The 15,199-nt window shown below is 39.7% G+C and carries 14 protein-coding genes and 2 pseudogenes; 1 reads left to right on the top strand and 15 read right to left on the bottom strand.

What is annotated here, in order from left to right; all coding sequences use genetic code 11:
* Positions 1-98 precede the first annotated feature (98 nt).
* The 11 genes from C5469_RS24225 to C5469_RS10265 all read right to left on the bottom strand — a co-directional run bounded on the left by C5469_RS24225 (position 99) and on the right by C5469_RS10265 (position 9,707).
* Entirely contained in the window at positions 99-302 is a 204-nt protein-coding gene (locus tag C5469_RS24225) for a DUF1240 domain-containing protein (RefSeq protein WP_339414145.1), read from the bottom strand.
* Positions 303-520: 218 nt separating this feature from the next.
* Entirely contained in the window at positions 521-922 is a 402-nt protein-coding gene (locus C5469_RS10310) for a DUF1240 domain-containing protein (RefSeq protein ID WP_166305765.1), read from the bottom strand.
* Positions 912-1,781, bottom strand: a complete 870-nt coding sequence (locus tag C5469_RS10305; RefSeq protein WP_166305762.1) for a hypothetical protein — start codon at positions 1,779-1,781, stop codon at positions 912-914. Before C5469_RS10305 ends, C5469_RS10310 begins: the two co-directional genes overlap by 11 nt.
* Positions 1,782-2,761: 980 nt before the next feature.
* Positions 2,762-3,499, bottom strand: a complete 738-nt coding sequence (locus tag C5469_RS10300; protein ID WP_166305759.1) for a class I SAM-dependent DNA methyltransferase — start codon at positions 3,497-3,499, stop codon at positions 2,762-2,764.
* A gap of 301 nt (positions 3,500-3,800) precedes the next feature.
* Positions 3,801-5,150 carry an MSMEG_0569 family flavin-dependent oxidoreductase gene (locus C5469_RS10295; RefSeq protein ID WP_166305756.1) on the bottom strand — a complete coding sequence of 450 codons (1,350 nt, stop codon included), beginning with the start codon at positions 5,148-5,150 and terminating at the stop codon, positions 3,801-3,803.
* A gap of 12 nt (positions 5,151-5,162) precedes the next feature.
* Positions 5,163-5,453: an MSMEG_0570 family nitrogen starvation response protein gene (locus C5469_RS10290; protein WP_166305753.1), complete on the bottom strand. Its 291-nt coding sequence runs from the start codon at positions 5,451-5,453 to the stop codon at positions 5,163-5,165.
* The gene (locus C5469_RS10285) at positions 5,441-6,496 is read right to left on the bottom strand and encodes a sll0787 family AIR synthase-like protein (protein WP_166305750.1); all 1,056 of its coding nucleotides are present in this window, start codon (positions 6,494-6,496) and stop codon (positions 5,441-5,443) included. Before C5469_RS10285 ends, C5469_RS10290 begins: the two co-directional genes overlap by 13 nt.
* The gene (locus C5469_RS10280; RefSeq protein ID WP_166305747.1) at positions 6,493-7,041 is read right to left on the bottom strand and encodes an MSMEG_0567/Sll0786 family nitrogen starvation N-acetyltransferase; all 549 of its coding nucleotides are present in this window, start codon (positions 7,039-7,041) and stop codon (positions 6,493-6,495) included. Before C5469_RS10280 ends, C5469_RS10285 begins: the two co-directional genes overlap by 4 nt.
* Before the next feature lie 12 nt (positions 7,042-7,053).
* A complete protein-coding gene (locus C5469_RS10275) occupies positions 7,054-8,133 on the bottom strand; it encodes an MSMEG_0568 family radical SAM protein (protein ID WP_166305744.1) in 1,080 nt (359 codons plus the stop codon).
* 21 nt (positions 8,134-8,154) lie between these two features.
* Entirely contained in the window at positions 8,155-9,162 is a 1,008-nt protein-coding gene (locus C5469_RS10270) for a Nit6803 family nitrilase (protein WP_166305741.1), read from the bottom strand.
* Positions 9,163-9,224: 62 nt separating this feature from the next.
* Positions 9,225-9,707, bottom strand: a complete 483-nt coding sequence (locus C5469_RS10265) for an MSMEG_0572/Sll0783 family nitrogen starvation response protein (RefSeq protein WP_021326334.1) — start codon at positions 9,705-9,707, stop codon at positions 9,225-9,227.
* Between the two features lie 238 nt (positions 9,708-9,945).
* Here C5469_RS10265 and C5469_RS10260 point away from each other — a divergent pair, with 238 nt between their 5' ends.
* A complete protein-coding gene (locus C5469_RS10260) occupies positions 9,946-11,871 on the top strand; it encodes a sigma 54-interacting transcriptional regulator (RefSeq protein ID WP_207628921.1) in 1,926 nt (641 codons plus the stop codon).
* Between the two features lie 192 nt (positions 11,872-12,063).
* On the opposite strand, the pseudogene C5469_RS10255 reads toward C5469_RS10260, so the two are convergent.
* From C5469_RS10255 to C5469_RS10240, 4 genes and pseudogenes are all read right to left on the bottom strand, one after another.
* Positions 12,064-12,302: pseudogene (locus C5469_RS10255) on the bottom strand (helix-turn-helix domain-containing protein).
* A 28-nt stretch (positions 12,303-12,330) separates the two neighbouring features.
* Positions 12,331-12,429, bottom strand: a pseudogene (locus tag C5469_RS10250) (type II toxin-antitoxin system RelE/ParE family toxin); the annotation flags it as partial.
* 69 nt (positions 12,430-12,498) lie between these two features.
* The gene (locus C5469_RS10245) at positions 12,499-13,275 is read right to left on the bottom strand and encodes a hypothetical protein (RefSeq protein ID WP_166305735.1); all 777 of its coding nucleotides are present in this window, start codon (positions 13,273-13,275) and stop codon (positions 12,499-12,501) included.
* A gap of 47 nt (positions 13,276-13,322) precedes the next feature.
* Entirely contained in the window at positions 13,323-15,194 is a 1,872-nt protein-coding gene (locus C5469_RS10240; protein ID WP_166305732.1) for a lipase family protein, read from the bottom strand.
* Positions 15,195-15,199 lie beyond the last annotated feature (5 nt).

The following is a 15,199-nucleotide window of genomic DNA, read 5'->3' as shown; positions in this document are numbered from 1 at the left end:
GAGTTTAATCGGGTATGTACAAGCTCTTTTCTATTTGCCATAAGCCAAGTTATTAATAAATTAAACACAATAATATTAATCACATAGCTTAATGTTTTTCACATAGGTATTAGGCGACCTCTAGGATATTTTTTCACATACCAACATACCAGATAATTCTCACTTTTTAATTTATAATCCACATAAAAAGACAGGGGGAAACTTAAAAAGAATGAAAAAATAGCTATCACCCAAAAACAGTTAATAAAATTATCATGATATTTTGGACAACGGCCAATTATATTAAAGGAAATAGTAAACATCATAAAATACGAAGGCAAAGGAAAATCAAAAAAATAGCATAAAAACAGGGCCTGAGAATATTATTTTATCTTCCATTTTAACTAAGGAAATTAAATTTTCCCAGCCCGAAAAAAAGTAAATAACGTTAGAATAAGAAAAGCAAAAGCGCCTATAATATGCAAAATCTTTTTTATTTACCATAATCCCTCCAGTTATGAATTAATCAAACACAATAGTATTAATCACATAGCTTAATAGCTTTTACATAGGTATTAGGTGACGCCAGGGATATTCTTTTACATATTAAATAATTTTCATTTTTTAATTTATAATCTACATAAAAAGATAAAGGGAAACTTAAAATAAATGAAGAAAAAGCTATTACGGCTGAATATTTAACATAGGTATCATGATGCTTAGGATAACGACCAGTTATATTAACAAGAATAGATAAAATCATAAGATATGAAATAAAAGGAAAAGAGAAAAATATTATAAAAACATGGCCTGAGAATGTTATTTTATCCTCCATTTTAACTAATGAGATTAAATTTTCCCCAGTCAAAAAGAAACCTGATAGCGCTAAAATAAAAATAGCAAAAGCACAGATTATTGGTAAGATATTTTTCTTATTTGCCATAATTCCCCCAGTTATGAAGAAATTGATTGAAATTAGCTTCTGGTGTTCTTGGTCTTCTTTCTATTTCTTTCTTGATCAAATTAATCACAGTTTCACTAATTTTGAATTTTTTATCTATATAATCAAGTGCATATGTCGTTAGAACACCTACAAAAAGCATTGCACCAGCCACAATAATTACACTGGCTCCTGTCACAAATGAAAATGAAAGAGTAACACCCACAGCCCAAGAAGCAAAAGCTGCCACTGCCGCTTTAGCCAGATCTACTGCAATATTGCCTAAGAAATCAGCCAGTGTATATTCATCTTTGAAGATGTATTCAACCGTTCGATAAGCTGCGGAAAATAATATACTGAATTTAACTCCCTTAACTATGCCATTATTTATTCCCTGTTGCCCTATCCCCATAGATATTATCTTCATGTTAGAAGCGCTGTATCTTGAAGCCGTGATGATTTTTCTAAGTCCCGCATGACCTGAAATTTTAATATATTTTTGCCCATGTTGACCAACATACTCTGTAGCTTTAATCCCTAATCTTTTAAATTCTCTTACTACATTTGTAAAGTCAAAAGCGTCACGTATATTACCTGCATAGGGTGATATGGGATCGGCAACCGAAAATATTTTCTTCATAAATGGGCTTTTGGATTTTGGAGAATCAATATCCTCTAAAACATTTTTCGCTTCCTCTAAGGATAGCAATGCAATATACGTTGTATTCTCGTTTAACTGTTTCTCAAGATCAATCGCATCAAAGAACTGATATTGGTTCCTAAATTGATTAATCCCAACATTACCTGTTAGAAAATCCCCCATATAGCCTTCCCAAGAGGGGTTGTATCGTTTATATGTCATCGTGAAACTTCCTTTAATGTTCTTAAAATCAAAACTCGTCACATCGGTATTTAACGGACGGAGTTTCCAATTTGAGTATAACATCATTGCGCAAAAAAAAGCCATATCGGTTACACAATAGCAAAAAGTTGGATAAGTGCAACGCGTCAGCCATTATATTCCTGCATCATCATGACTAAAATAATCCCTGATGAGAGAGCACCATAGACTTAGGCCCTTTAAAGGCTCGGATTTTTATAATGCTTAAAACTGAGTGACAGAATAAATCCTCATACTCAAATCTGATTTAACCTGATGAAACAATAATGAATATATAAGCATGAAAATGATAAATTAAGAATGTTTTAAACTCTGTTCTCTCAACTATCTTCGATAAATAAAACTATTAACTCGAACAGGTAAATGAGAGTCTTTGTGTTTTATGAAAGATATTCGTTATTAAAGCTATTCATCTATTTATTTTTTTTGAGAAGCGTTTGCTTTTTATTAAGTTTAATTATCATGGTTTTATTCATAACATAACGGTGAGAAAATATTTTAATATGAACCTGTTTATCTCATGTTTTTCTCGCTGATTTATTTTTAATTTTTTTAATGTTTAATGGGTTTCTATTAAGCGCAAATTAATATTTATCTGAAAAATTAATTTATTGAGTTAAATACACATGTTATATAAAAGTTTTAATCTATTTATATTAGCGATTTTAAATGGTCAGGTTGGTTAAATAAATATAAAATAAACGGAGGAGAGTTATTGATAAATGTATTGTTTTTCCGTTTATTGTTGCATATTTAAACTTTTCCATTTGTATTAAACTGATTCTTAGGTTTTCTCATTTTTCCTAATTTAAATTGATCGTCAAATTTGGGGGGGCTTTCCAGTGCGCTGGGGAAAGCGGCTCGAAGGAAATTCAAAAAAATCCCTCGATTTTCATCGGGGGATTTGTGTAGGAAAGACCGCTGATTTCGGGGTTATCTGGTTAAAACTGACAGACAAGAGCTGTATCAAGGCAATTTCGTTGATAATCATCCCAAAAACCTAGGGGATGATTATCAATATCGCTTTTTAACAGCATTGGTTTTTGCCATCTAAATTGTTTGAACCCCGCTTTTTGGATCGCTGCTTGATATTGTTCACGACTCCAATGATACATAGTGAAAGGGCTGGGTGGTATGGTAAGAAATTCAGCTCTCAGGAGGGTTGTGTCTTTCACGGGTTCTTCACTCAGAATTTTTATACAATAATTTTCATAATTCCCTTTTTCTAATCGATAATCAGGTTCAACGGTATACGCAATTAGTTTACCGGAAGGCTTGAGATGAGCGGCAATGACACGGAACATAGTTTCAAGGTCTTCAATAGATTCTGCATGGCAGAATAACCAGGCTGTATTGACTATGTCAAATTTGCCAAATGACTCCATCTTGCAGACATCTCTTACGTGAAATTCGATATCGTCACCGGATTGTTGTGATTTGCTTTTCGCAATTGCTATCATGTTATCTGATATATCGACTCCAATGACTTTTGACGCACCACGATTTTTGTATTCTCGACTAAAGAGACCATATCCACAGGCTAAATCTAACACTGATTTCCCGTGTATATCTCCTGCCAGATTGAAGATAGTTCTGATTTCTACTTTGATATGGTCAGCAGCATCTGAAAAGCTCTCGTAAAGATGTGCAATAGGGTCATATAAAGTGTCATTTTTCATGTTTTTTATCCTTAGCTAAAGGCCAAAGTACTTTATTTATCGAAGAGGTATATTATTTAGTATGAATTTAATAATGACTGAAAGTTTTTCTCTTATTATATATTAATACATTAGTGATGAATTAGATATGATTTTTACATTAGTTAATTCTCAGATAAATATCAGGGAATAAATATAAAACACTTATGATATGTTTTTGGGGAACTATTATTCTTATAATGATTATGTCATCAATTGTTGAAATGATCGATATTATCAACGTTAAATAATAGAGAGATGCTAATGACTCGTCGTTATGCCTTTATATGGGCTCCCCTGAATGTGATATTCTTTTACCTTTAATTTCAGATTTAGCACCTTTAATTAAAGTAGATAACATATGTATATTTTGCTGACTTATTTGTTGCCCAATATGCTGCACCACATAGGCGGCATCCTGATCGATCCCGAGAAAACGTCCAGAACCCCATGTATATAACCATGGTAAACCAATAAATGTGACATCTGGATCAATGGTAATACCGCGATCATGCTCTGGATAACCATTGGCTTGGAAAATATCTAAATCAAGCCATGAATAATCTGGTCTAAAACCAATACACCAAATCACGGAAGTAATGTTTTCTTTTGCTAAATCAATGTGGGTGATTTCCTGTTCAGGTTGCCAAACAGGTTGATACACCGATGAAGGTTCATCGGTTACAATATTGTTTTTCTCTAAATACTCATCAATCGAGGCATTAATGCGATTATAAGTGGCATCGGCACTGTCCAGGTTTTCTGATAAATTTGGACTAAACCAGAATTGACCTTCTTTAAAGTCATCAAAATATCCGAACAGTTGCATACCTTCTAAGGCAAATTTACGCAGGTCAATATCACGCCCACCATCACGCCCAGTGACATAGTGGTTGGTGCTGTTACGTACTTCTTCACTATAACGATGATTGTTGACAGTAGTTTCGTAATAACCCATATCAAACAGCCACTTCACCACATCTTTACCGCGATAGAATCGGGCACAACGTGGTGCATTGCCTGTCGATAAATAGACTTTTTTGCCTGCCAGATGTAAATCTTCGGCAATCTGTGCACCGGACTGCCCTGACCCAACCACCAACACCGCACCTTCAGGCAGTTGATCTGCATTTAAATACTCTTCCGAATGCATCACTTTCACATGCTCCGGCAAGGCATCGCTTAGTTTTGGATAAATCGGAGTGTGATACCCACCCGCTGCAACGACAAGCTGTTTGGCTGTGGTTGTACCGTGATTGGTTTTAATGACAAACTCATGTGCCGCCACTTTTTTCACATGTTCTACCTGAATATTTAAAATGGTAGGAGGATTTGTTTTTTCAATAAACTCATCAAGATATGCCTCAATCTCAGGCTTTGTCATAAAGCCGTCAGGGTCTTTTCCCTGATAAGGATGTTCAGGCAATAGACACTGCCAGTTCGGAGTCACTAAGGTAAAATTATCCCAGCGTTTACGACGCCAGCTATGGGTCAATTCGGATTCTTTTTCCAATATCACATGGTCAATGCCTGCTTTTTGTAAATAATGACTGATACATAAACCAGCCTGACCACCACCAACAATCACCACATCATAATTGGGCTGTAACATTTGATTTTGGATACTTAACATGGAATATTCCTCTCATTGATTTGTCATTTCAATAACTTCAATTTGATCTTCCGGACTTAGTCCGAAGAGTTTGGCCTGGCGTTTGATCAGGGCCAGATTATCCATGGCCGAACTACAGGAAAAGCCATAGCGCGCCTGTACCCTTTCCGATGCGGCGTGCAGACCATTTTCAACTTGGTGTAAGAACTGTGTACTTGGATAACGTTGACCACTGGACAGATATTCATAAATTACTGTTGAGGGGGAGTAATATTGAGTCAACTTCCCATCAGGCCATTTCACAGTAAAATTCACACTGGGCATAACATCGACTCCTGCTGACTTTTAGGATCAATTTGTATGGATTGAGCCGGTAACTTTTTTAAAGCATCGGCATAACAAAAACCGGTAAACATTTGGTTGTTAAAATCCCAAAATATGTCGCACTGTTGTTGTTGTTGCACGGCAACTGCACCACTGACATTGGTTTCACCAATCACCGCGCAGGTAATGCCCTGACGATGAAACAGCTCGATAATTTCTTCACATTCATTTGCATCGGCAGTCAGTAAAAAACCAAAACTGGGGAAAATTTGTAGCCATTTAAACCAGTCCACATCATCAGGTTTAGGAATGGTATTTAAGTTGATATGTGCTCCCGATGCCGTAGCTTCGAGCAGCATCAACAAACTGCCTAAAATGCCGGCATTGCTAATATCACGGGCGGCATGAACCAGATTTGCCTCTGCTAATTGCGGCAACAGGGCAATCTGTGACTGTAAAATGCGGTCAGGCACCCGCTCAAAGCATTTCCAATAAGTGGTATTGGGGTGGAATTGTCCTTGTAAATTTAAAGCAATCAGAATTTTTTGTTGTGGTTTGACATGCAACACTGAGAGCAGTTTTTGCGCCATGCCTTGAATCGCAACGGATAAAGTGGTCTGATAAACTACGCCGAAATTGGTATGTCCACCGACTAATAGCACACCATAAGCACGACAAGCATCCTGCATACCTTGCATTAACAACTGGGCATGTTCGCTATTGTTATGCCAAAAACTGTTCACTACTGACAATGCCCGACCACCCATTGCGGCAATATCACTAATATTCGCCATGACCGCTGACCATCCTGCAAAATAAGGATGATTGGCCACAAAACTGGGTAACATGCCTTCACAGGCGTGCAATATATATTGACCATTTAGCAACACTGCCGCTGTGTCATCTCCGGGATAGGTATATAAGTTATCCAATGAATCCACATGGCAAGTTGTATTGATTGAAACACGGTTAGCTATCGCCTGTTTGGACTGCATAGCGGGTGTCTGTTTTAACGTTTCGAGTAATTGATTGAGTTCCATCATTGCGTCTCCTTCTGCATATAGGTTTGCATCGGGACATGCGGTAATGGATAGTTTTCAATCTGTGCCTGCATCAATACATGTGGAATGTTAGCAACGGTCAACTGACGCAAACTATCCCAACACAACCTTTGGAAATAGTGTTCATTTTGACTTTGCACGGTGGCTAAAAAAGTACGGCATCCCAGGTTTTTGGCGGTCGATACCGCGGTATTGATTAACGCTTTACCAATGATGTGGCGACGTCGATATAAAGGTTCTACGCATAAACGCCCGCCATACCATGTCTGTTCGCCATCAGGGAAAATCCGCACGGCACCAATCACTCGGTCATGCTCACCAAATATTTTCCCAATGGCAACGATACCTAATGCTTTAACATCATATTCGTCATGATCTTCTTGCAAGATTTTCTGTTCATCGCGAAAGGTCATTTCACGCAAACGATAATATTGGCGACGTTCCCAATCTTCTGACACAATTTTGATGGCAATGTCATCGCTAAGAAATGGTTTCAGACCTTCATAAGAATAGTGAGAAAGTTCCATATCACACTCTCCTTATTCATATGCTTTCAGCGCAGAGCAAGCGCCACATTTGGCACAGCCGGCTTGAGTATTTTCCGAGTTCAAACCATGCTGTTTGAGTTGCTGTCCAATTTTCGGGTAAAGCGACTGCATAAAGGCTTGATCGGGTTTAGGGTGATGCTCTAAGGGGGTACCTCGAATCGGCACAAATGGGACCACAAATGGGTATACCCCAATTTCGGTTAGCTTGGCGGTCATCTCGATGATTTCCAGTTCGGTATCGCCCAAACCGGCCAAAATGTAGGTACTGACTTGTCCTCGACCGAACACCGCAACGGCAGCCTCAAATGCCGCAAAATATTTTTCCAACGATACTTCGGCTTTGCCCGGCATAATTTTCTGCCGTACATGCTCGCTCACTGCCTCAAGGTGCATGCCAATCGATACCGCTCCTGCATCTTTTAAACGCTGAAACCAGGCAAAATTATCGGGTGGTTCGCACTGTACTTGTATCGGTAAATCTACTTGCGCCTTAATCGCTTTAACTGAGTCATATAAAATTTTGGCTCCACGATCTCCCGTATTTGGCGTACCGGTGGTGATCACCATTTGCTTGACACCATCTAGTTCAACGGCTGCTTTCGCCACTTCTGCCAATTGTTCCGGGAGTTTACGGATCAAAGTTCGACCCTCTTTTAAAGACTGATCAATCGAGCAAAATTGGCATGCAGTTGCTTTGTCCTTCATACGAATGCAATGCTGTAACACCGTTGTTGCCAACACATCACGGCTATGTAAGGTTGCAATTTGTTCGTAGGCAATGCCTTCAGCGGTTTTTAAATCATAAAAACGTGGTCGCGCCGGTGCCGTTAAGGTCGCTACAGGAATCCGGTTTTTAAAGACAATCACCTTGTCGGAGTACGGTTCAGGTCTTGCGGTATAGGGAGAATCTTGTGCTGCAAGGTTCAGCACAGGAATCATCATGGTCTGCCCGTCAAGACTCAGCGCTTTATGATCACTTGGTCCTGCGCCGCCTTTACGGGACAAGCCAAATTTTCCTTCCCATTTCAGACCATTACATTGCAAATCGGTCAATAGTTGTATTGCAGACATCTTTACCCCCTATCGATTGGTTTACATCAATACGGTTTCGACATGTTTTTCATTGAGTTTTGAGAGCTTTTCGAGATGACTTTGATCTGATGTTTCAACTTGCAGATCGTGTAATACATGTGTTGGACGACGATCAATCAATAAGCTGAGCAATTCAGGACGGCTGTAATGTCCAATCGAATCCATCATGCGTTTGCGTTTATCAATCAGTCTAAAGTCCAGATCGGCAATGCAATAACCTTCTCCTTGTGTAACTGGTTCAGCCAGGAATTTGCCTTCGGGAGAGACAATGGCGGTAAAACATCCTCCCGAAATTGGACCGATATCACAGCTAGTATCCTGCATAATCTGCTGTTGCTGTTCAGGATGCAGCCATGCGGTGGCGTTGATCACAAAACAGCCGGATTCTAATGCATGGTGTTGAATGGTGGCGCGGATTTGATCGGCAAAAACTTGCCCTACCAACGAACCAGGAAACATGGCGGCATGAATTTGCTCACCATCTGCCATTAAGGCAAAACGTGCCAACGGGTTGTAATGTTCCCAACATGCCAGCGAACCAATACGTCCCACCGCAGAATTAATGGCACGTAAACCGCTGCCATCACCTTGCCCCCACACCATTCGTTCATGGTAAGTTGGGGTAATTTTGCGGCGATGCTGAATGATTGAACCATCAGCATCAAATAACAGTTGCGCGTTGTAAATCGTACTGCCCGCACGTTCATTAATGCCAATCGATACCACCATGTTGGCCTCAAGACAGGCTTGACTAATCGCTAAGGTTGCTTCAGAAGGTACAACCACCGATTCATTCAACAGCTTTAAATGTTCTTTACCCATGGCAAATGGCGGTTGTACAAAGGAAAAATAAGGGTAATAAGGCACGATGGTCTCAGGAAAGACTGCAAATTGCACTCCTTGTTTTCCAAGCTCTAAAATAATGTCACAAATTTTTTTTACCGTTGCGGACTGACTATAAAGCACTGGACTACATTGCACTGCGGCAGCTTTAATTATTCGGTTCATAACCTTATCCCCTTATATACCCGTTATCTTTTTGAAATCCATAGGGTATAGTTTATGTTTACTTAGACAGTCCAAGTATCAATGATTAAGGCATTGTCACGACGCATCAGCAGTTTTAAGTCCATCACATCCAGTGGATTAATAGGACGAATCCCTGGAATAAGCGCTTTTTCAGTTTGACCGTACATCGCTTGCAATGCAAAACGGCAGGCATAGACTTCGCCACCTTCTGCCATAAAGGCTTTCAACTGATTATTGACGGCCAGATGACCCGGAAAAGCTTCTGCTCCTAAAGTTGGAAAACCGCGTTGTACACCCAACTGCACGCCTGGGCCGTAAAGCAAAATTTTTGTTTCAAAGCCTTTACGCAATAAACGCTTTGCCTGTAACACGTTGAGCAGTCCAATTGATCCTTCAAATGCAACGGTATGGAAAGTCACCAATGCTTTTTCACCCGGCTGGGCTTTGACGTCCTCAAACACTTTTTCTTCATAATCAACGAGAAAATCGCCATCTTTATATTGTTCGATATCAATGTTTGGCATAGCAGCCTCCTAGTTCAATGTTATTTGGGAATGAACCAACATGTAGTCTAGTCTGACTGTATTAATGCGAGAGCTGTGCCAAGTTATACTTTTGGGAAGAGGTTAATTTATATCAAATTGAAAAATAACATTTAATTTTTATAAAAATATTTTTGTGGAGATAAATTGAACTGCTGGGAAGTTACGATTTTTCGTAGTATTATGAAATTCCATAACTTAAATTATGAAAATTCATAGTATGAATACAACTGACTTTATCTCGGATTGGGTCGTTTCTGAAGATTCAATTCGCCCGTTGGTGTTTGAACACACGTCACAGGCATTAATTGTGCTGGACCCATATCAAAACCGATTTATTGATATGAATATCAGTGCCACCAAACTATTACGTTATGAACGTCATGAAATTATTAAAAAAACAGTGACTTCCATTTTTGGTCATTTCAGACAACTGCCATACCTTGTGGCATTTACCGAAGGCGCTTTGGCAAAGGGATGGGCTTGGAACGATGAGCTGTATACCTTGGATAAAAATGGCGAAAGAATCCAGTTGGATATTACTTCCGTTTCATTGTCCTATAAAAACAAAACTTTGTTGATATGGTCGCTGATGGATGTCGAAGATTTAGAACTGTGTCAACTCAATAAAAATACCGATAAAGTCATCAGCGCAGGTTTAAAAGAACAGCAAGCCTTACAAGAACTGTTTATTGACTCCGACACAGGTAAACATTTATTGCTGAGTTCAGTCGGTGACGGTATTTACAGTATCAACAAACAAGGCTTGTGTACCTTTATTAACCCTGTCGGGGCGAAAATGTTGGGGCTGCAACCTGAAGATACTCTGGGTAACAATATCCATCAGATTCATCACCATACCCATGAAAATGGTGAACCCTATCCTGAAGAAGAGTGCCCGATTTATGCGGCGGTACATGATGGTATTGTACATGAAGGTATTCAGGAAATTTTTTGGCGTCGTGATGGCAGTTGCTTTCCAGTGGAATTTACCAGTACCCCTGTGATTCGTCACGGTGAAATTATTGGTGCGGTAGTGGTGTTCCGTGATATTACCGATCGGCTGAATACCGAAAAACAACTGACCCATGCCCTTGAAGAACTGCAAGATTTAAAAAGCCGCTTGGAACAGCAAAATGAATATCTGCAAGAGGAAATTTTACAAGAAAATCAATATCATGAAATTATTGGTAGTAGTGCATCCATTTTACAGATTATTGAAAAAATCGAGGTAGTTGCCACAACTGATGCCAACGTGATGATTTATGGTGAATCAGGTACAGGCAAAGAACTGATTGCCCGTGCTATTCACCAATCCAGTCACCGTAAACAGCAACCACTTATTCGGGTCAACTGTGCCGCCATTCCTTCGGAACTGTTTGAAAGTGAATTTTTCGGACATGTCAAAGGTGCATTTACTGGGGCTGTGCGTGACCGTGTCGGACGTTTTGAATTGGCAGACCAAGGCACATTGTTTTTAGATGAAATTGGCGAAATTCCTATAGAGTTACAAAGTAAGCTGCTGCGTGTATTGCAGGAAGGCACCTTTGAACGGGTCGGTGAAGAAAAAACGCGGCATGTGGATGTGCGGATTATCGCCGCCACCAACCGCAATTTAAAAGAAGAAGTTAAACACAAACGTTTTCGTGAAGACCTGTATTTCCGTTTAAATGTATTCCCGATTTATGCCCCTGCTTTACGTGACCGTAAAGAAGATATTCCGCTTTTGGTTACACATTTTACTAAGTTGATTTGTGACAAACGTAAAATTAATTATCTGCCATTTTCACAAAAGCATATTTTAGGACTACAGCAATATGACTGGCCTGGTAATATTCGTGAGCTGCAAAATGTCATTGAACGTGCACTCATTACAGCCAAACAAGGTGCTGTTTCTTTTAAATATTTGCTAGAACAAGATCAACAGCAAAATGAAACTACGCATCGGAATATTCATAATGAACTTCAACAAATCGAAGACGTGCTGACCATGCAACAACTGAAAGACTTGGAAATTAAAAATTTCTCTCTTGCGGTTAAACAATGTAAAGGGAAAATTTTCGGTGATGACGGCGCAGCAAAATTGTTGGGAATGAACCCAACGACATTGATCTCACGTTTAAAGAAATTGGGGATTGATTACTGAAAATCTCATTTTAAACTTGGTAAATGCGCCTTATATGTGTCCGTTCATTATTGTAATGCGCTAAATAGCTTGATCATTGTTCCATTTGAAACCATAAGTTTCATATTTATCTAACCAGACGCTTGCAAAAAATAGTGAAGCAAGAAAAGAGGGGGGATTGGGAATTACCCCAAACCCCATTGTACACGAGAATTACAACATAATTTGTGGGTTCTTGACCCCACAGGCACGAGTATAGCGTGCTAATGTCTCTATGCTGGCTTTTGTTACATTGTTTTCCATTTTCGTTATGTCGGCGGAGTAACTCCCATTTTTTCAGCAAATTGTGAACGAGTCGGTCCAGCGAATTTACGGCATTCAGCTAAAGTTTCTTGCAATCTTTCTTTGTGTTCCTCAGCTTCATAAGCGGCTTTAAATTCTGGGTTTTCCATCATTTCAGCTAAAACTTCTGGATGGGTTTTATACTTCTTCACGTTTCATTTCCTCTAGTCTATGGAATGCCAAAGCTATCTCACTGGGTGGAATTTTTTGTGTTTTCTTGATGAAAACCCGTAACAGAATTGCGCTCTAAGGTCAGCTCTCGCTATTTATCTTATTAGAGATAAATAGCGAACAACTCTGATAGCATTACTTCATATACATATACATATACATATACATATACATATACCGAAAATCGACTATTTGAGTACCGTTGTCAATTTTTCCACCGGGATATTCAACCCATTCGCCTTTCCCGTCAGTCACAGTCACCTTTGCCATTTTGGTTTCATCCAGTTTGGGTTTAAAGATAATTTTCCACTCGGCTCCTGGAGTTAATTTCAGCCGAAAGGAACGCGTTTTTGATACTTCACCCTGCAAGAAAATTCTGTTCGGACGCCCTTCAACTACCTTCAAAACAGGGTAAATAACCGGACTGAAATCTATGGTATTTGATGCCGCTATTTCGCTAATATTTGTTTGGGCAGCATCGTTGATAAATGCAGTTAATCCTGTGCCCGCATAGGGAATAGCATTTTTCATCAGGTGGCTAACATCGGTATACCCCACCGCCACAGAGGCTTGATTGATTTTCCATTTACACCAGCCTCCGCCATTAAAGGGTAACTTTGCCTGAAAATAACCGGTTTGTGGATCAGCTTTTACATCCAAATCCAATCCATAATAAGTCGGTACCTTATAAGGTGACATACCAGCATCAAACTGATATCTAAGACAATCTCTTGATATATACTGTGCGGACACATACGGTTTGGTATATTTCGGTGCTATCCCTTCTACGGTAATTAACTGTTCCTTCCCGGCAGATGAAAAGGGAAAAAGCCAGTTAAAAAAGGTATCGCCAAACGCCCAGTAAATAAAATAGAGAAATAATAAGAGCAACGTTATTTTCAATATTTTCATACTGACAGTTCCTTCTTCTCGCAGTAATGTTGTAAGGCCAGTGTTCCCTATTCTTCCTGTTGGCTGACGGTCAGTGATTTTATTAACTGTTTGTCCATATCCAGAAAATAGAGATTACGATAGTAAATGTTGTCAGGGATAAGCATCTTATCATTATCCATTGTCGCCTTAAATTGACGCTGACTGTCCTGATAGACCGTAATCTTATCCGGTTCGCATAACTCTCTGAGGCGCTTATCTATATAACCCGCATATTTATACGAGCTATGATTAGAAAAGCCAAATCCCCCTTTTAAATCAGCCCCTCTGTTTTCAACAAACAGTTCTTCTTTTTCTTGTTGACTGAGCTGATTAAACAACGCATTTTGCTGCTCACCGGCCAGAGAAAAATCTTTTTCTGTTTCCGGGTTTAATTCAGGAATTAAATACAGCTTGGTGGTGTTATTCAATACTTCTTCAGTTACACCCGTTATAAAGGGGACATTCCTGGCGGAAATCAGCCATTCTGGGCAACTGTTAGCTTGAAAAAAATGAACAACCTTACCATGATGCAAATAGATTTCTTTACTGTCAGTCGCTCGTTTAATGGCTTTAAAAATCGGTGACGGTGGCAACAACTTTATCATTGCCCATTCATACCCCGCCGGCGCCCAGTAATTAAAAAATCTATTATCCATATCCTGCTCAAAAGGCACCGAAGGGATAGGGTCATCTTCATTAACATGGCGATAATGGATAATGGAAGACAATTCCTCTACCGCACTGCGGGTCAATGTTCTCGGCATCCCATAACTGTAGAGGCAAGGATTATGTTCTTTCAGTTGTGCGCTATGCAGTAATGCCAATGCTCCTCCCAAACTATGGCCACAAATAAATAATCGTTTGTTTTTAGCTAAGTCCAGAATGTCACTGAATACTGTTGTAACTTTAGTTTTATCACTGGGGACTATTAATTCTCCAACCAAATTAAACGCTTCCCAAAATCCTTTGTGCACTTTACCACTATGGATAAACCCACTGCATAATGCTTTGTCATCATCACAGCTTAAAGCCAATGGTTGAAAGGTGGCATCAGTCAGGTAATTTTCCAGAGTAGCCGTGCCTCGCCAACTAACAATCACATCTTTCTTACTGGCAGCATAAAACAGTTTGGTATCACCCTGTTTATTATCTCCAGCTTGTGAATCAATAAACTCCACCTGAGTATAACGTTCACTAAACGGCACATTATAAACCACAGGTGCCGCCGACGCTTTTTCCACCTGATAAGGCAACTTCGAAACATCCACCATTTGCCGGTTAAAAAAATGTTTAACAGAACCTTCAATATTAATATCCCCATCAGCGTAGGCCAACACGCTCATCAAACACTGATTATAGGCATTTACAATGGAATACTCTTTCTGATGATGCAACAGCAAAACCCAGGCCCGGTATGGACACACTTCCAATACATACCGCTGATTTAACGGATGGACCTGATAGCCTTTTGGTTCCGGATCAGGAAAATGATAGGGAGGTGGGATATCTTTGGGGTCCCATCCTTTAAGCACCGGCAACCCATCACTGATTTGCCCGATAGTCACATAGCGATATTGATGGCCTTCAGCTTCCGCTTTTGGCTTCACCACCGACGCTTCTTCACCACGTTTTTCCCGCAACGGCTGCCTCTCCATCTCATTCGCCAGCTCCTGAGCACCGATATACAACGTCACCGGATGGGGCGGAAAGGTTTCTTCCCTGAGCACACCAAAACCATCCGTTACTTCCCGACGTTCATCTCGCGGATTTTCCCGACTTCTCAACAGGTAAGGCATATTCACGATCGGCTTGCCTTGCTCATCTACCAATTGGAACTCTACCCAGTGTTTCAGGATATTCTGACAGTCAATACAATCAAGTGGACCTAATTTGCTCATCAATA

The sequence above is a fragment of the Photorhabdus cinerea genome, assembly GCF_011189575.1.
Classification (GTDB): domain Bacteria; phylum Pseudomonadota; class Gammaproteobacteria; order Enterobacterales; family Enterobacteriaceae; genus Photorhabdus; species Photorhabdus cinerea.
The sequence above is the reverse complement of the archived record's forward strand: the minus strand, read 5'-3'. Positions and strand labels throughout refer to the sequence as shown.

What these genes read in the sequence shown, in the direction of transcription:
- C5469_RS24225 (WP_339414145.1), bottom strand. Translation starts at nt 302, where the DNA reads ATGTTTACTATTTCCTTTAATATAATTGGCCGTTGTCCAAAATATCAT.
- C5469_RS10310 (WP_166305765.1), bottom strand. Translation starts at nt 922, where the DNA reads ATGGCAAATAAGAAAAATATCTTACCAATAATCTGTGCTTTTGCTATT.
- C5469_RS10305 (WP_166305762.1), bottom strand. Translation starts at nt 1,781, where the DNA reads ATGACATATAAACGATACAACCCCTCTTGGGAAGGCTATATGGGGGAT.
- C5469_RS10300 (WP_166305759.1), bottom strand. Translation starts at nt 3,499, where the DNA reads ATGAAAAATGACACTTTATATGACCCTATTGCACATCTTTACGAGAGC.
- C5469_RS10295 (WP_166305756.1), bottom strand. Translation starts at nt 5,150, where the DNA reads ATGTTAAGTATCCAAAATCAAATGTTACAGCCCAATTATGATGTGGTG.
- C5469_RS10290 (WP_166305753.1), bottom strand. Translation starts at nt 5,453, where the DNA reads ATGCCCAGTGTGAATTTTACTGTGAAATGGCCTGATGGGAAGTTGACT.
- C5469_RS10285 (WP_166305750.1), bottom strand. Translation starts at nt 6,496, where the DNA reads ATGATGGAACTCAATCAATTACTCGAAACGTTAAAACAGACACCCGCT.
- C5469_RS10280 (WP_166305747.1), bottom strand. Translation starts at nt 7,041, where the DNA reads ATGGAACTTTCTCACTATTCTTATGAAGGTCTGAAACCATTTCTTAGC.
- C5469_RS10275 (WP_166305744.1), bottom strand. Translation starts at nt 8,133, where the DNA reads ATGTCTGCAATACAACTATTGACCGATTTGCAATGTAATGGTCTGAAA.
- C5469_RS10270 (WP_166305741.1), bottom strand. Translation starts at nt 9,162, where the DNA reads ATGAACCGAATAATTAAAGCTGCCGCAGTGCAATGTAGTCCAGTGCTT.
- C5469_RS10265 (WP_021326334.1), bottom strand. Translation starts at nt 9,707, where the DNA reads ATGCCAAACATTGATATCGAACAATATAAAGATGGCGATTTTCTCGTT.
- C5469_RS10260 (WP_207628921.1), top strand. Translation starts at nt 9,946, where the DNA reads ATGAATACAACTGACTTTATCTCGGATTGGGTCGTTTCTGAAGATTCA.
- C5469_RS10245 (WP_166305735.1), bottom strand. Translation starts at nt 13,275, where the DNA reads ATGAAAATATTGAAAATAACGTTGCTCTTATTATTTCTCTATTTTATT.
- C5469_RS10240 (WP_166305732.1), bottom strand. Translation starts at nt 15,194, where the DNA reads ATGAGCAAATTAGGTCCACTTGATTGTATTGACTGTCAGAATATCCTG.